The organism is Janthinobacterium sp. JF4, from assembly GCF_059617925.1.
In genome coordinates, this window is sequence record NZ_JCAQAV010000099.1 from 1 (window position 1) to 1586 (window position 1586).

Sequence of the window (1586 nt, forward strand, 5' to 3'; positions counted from 1 at the left end):
CTGTCTACCTCGCCATGCATACGATCGACGATCTCGATGTACTTCATGGAGATGAGTATCGCCGGAAAGGCGGTGGCAATTTCGCGCGCTGGCAGCAGCACATCAGCGACTGGCACCGCAATCTCTATGACGGCCCTGACCGCGCACCTGCCATCGGTCAAGACGAACATCTGGTGACGAGTACAGTCGGCCCGGCGCCGCTCATCGAAATGGGCCTCATTCCTTATCGGATGCAAGCTGTCGCATTGGATAGGTTCCCTGAACATCGATGGATGGCGAAGATGGGGCCCTCTGTTGACCTCGGCACGGAACATCTTCCGAAAGGCGTCCATCTGTATGCGCCTATGACCGGCCAATTGACGAGTGGCAGTGACATCGTTCTCCAAATCTCGCGGTAGAGCCAAATGCCCAACGTTACGATATTTATACCAGCCGAAAAGATGCCGTCAGATGGAAATCTGGCGGAACTCACCGATCAATGCACCCACCTCTGCACAGGGATGCTTCAAGCTGCGCTGGCGAACGTACACATCATCTATGTTGGTGTTCGTCATGGCCGGGGAAAATATCATGCATATGCAGAAATCAAATACCGCCTTGAACCGTTCAGGACGAAACCCGTCATGGATTTCTTTATGGAAAAACTGGATGGCATCATCAAAGGAAATACCGGCCTTACTGCACGCATCCGTTGCTTTGGCTACGCGGCCTCGGCCATTCATGCACGCAACTGAATATTAGTGAGGAATACGCCAATGAATCACATGCAATTTCCAAGCCAGCAGATTGGGGAGTTTTCGATCACGGCCATCAGTGACGGATACCTTTCCGCCAGTCTCGATTTACTCTCCAATATCGATTTGTTGGATGCGTCAAAGTTGCAGCAAGACGCAGGTGTGAACAACCCCTCTTCCATTCATATCAACTGCTATTTGGTTCGCGGCCGGGGCCGTACAATTTTGATTGATGCAGGGGCAGGGGGATTCAAGCAATGGGGCGGCAAGCTGAAAGTGAATCTTGCACTTGCTGGTGTACAACCCTCCGACATTGACACGATTCTTCTGACGCATGCACATCCCGATCACGTCGGGGGGCTGCTTGATTCGTCAGGAGAAGCAGCCTTTCCCGATGCGGAGTTAGTGATCCACCAGCATGAGGTTTCTTTCTGGGAAGACGATAGCAATCTCAGCCGAGCCAGTGAGCGTGCTCGCGGAAACTTCCTGTTTGTTCGGAAGGTGTTTGACCAGTATCGGGAGAAGATGCGCCTGTTTACCGATAATGAAGTTCTCCCTGGTATTAGTGCCATGCCCCTACTGGGGCATACCGCAGGGCATTCTGGTTATCGCATCGAATCCGCTGATCGTAGCCTGTTGATCTGGGGAGACATTGTTCATTTCCCTCAAATCCAGATTGCGCGTCCCGATGTATCCATTGCATTCGACCAAGATCCGCTGCTTTCGGCCAAAACACGTTCAAAACTGCTGGATGTGGTCAGCTCGGACAACATCCTCATCGCCGGCATGCACCTTGGCGAACTCGGCTTCGCGCACATCCAACGCAAAGGCAATCTCTACAGGATAGTCTAC

General features: G+C 52.5%; 3 protein-coding genes. All 3 read left to right on the forward strand.

Annotated elements, in window-relative coordinates; genetic code table 11:
- Positions 1 to 398 (forward strand): sugar ABC transporter (locus AC54AF_RS27010; RefSeq protein WP_496639045.1); only part of this gene is annotated, 398 nt, incomplete at its 5' end.
- A gap of 6 nt (positions 399 to 404) precedes the next feature.
- Positions 405 to 734, forward strand: a complete 330-nt coding sequence (locus tag AC54AF_RS27015; protein WP_496639046.1) for a hypothetical protein — start codon at positions 405 to 407, stop codon at positions 732 to 734.
- A 21-nt stretch (positions 735 to 755) separates the two neighbouring features.
- The coding region (locus tag AC54AF_RS27020) for an MBL fold metallo-hydrolase (protein ID WP_496639047.1) at positions 756 to 1586 on the forward strand (831 nt) is incomplete at its 3' end.

Coding starts and splice junctions, on each gene's coding strand:
- AC54AF_RS27015 (WP_496639046.1), top strand. CDS start 405: ATGCCCAACGTTACGATATTTATACCAGCCGAAAAGATGCCGTCAGAT.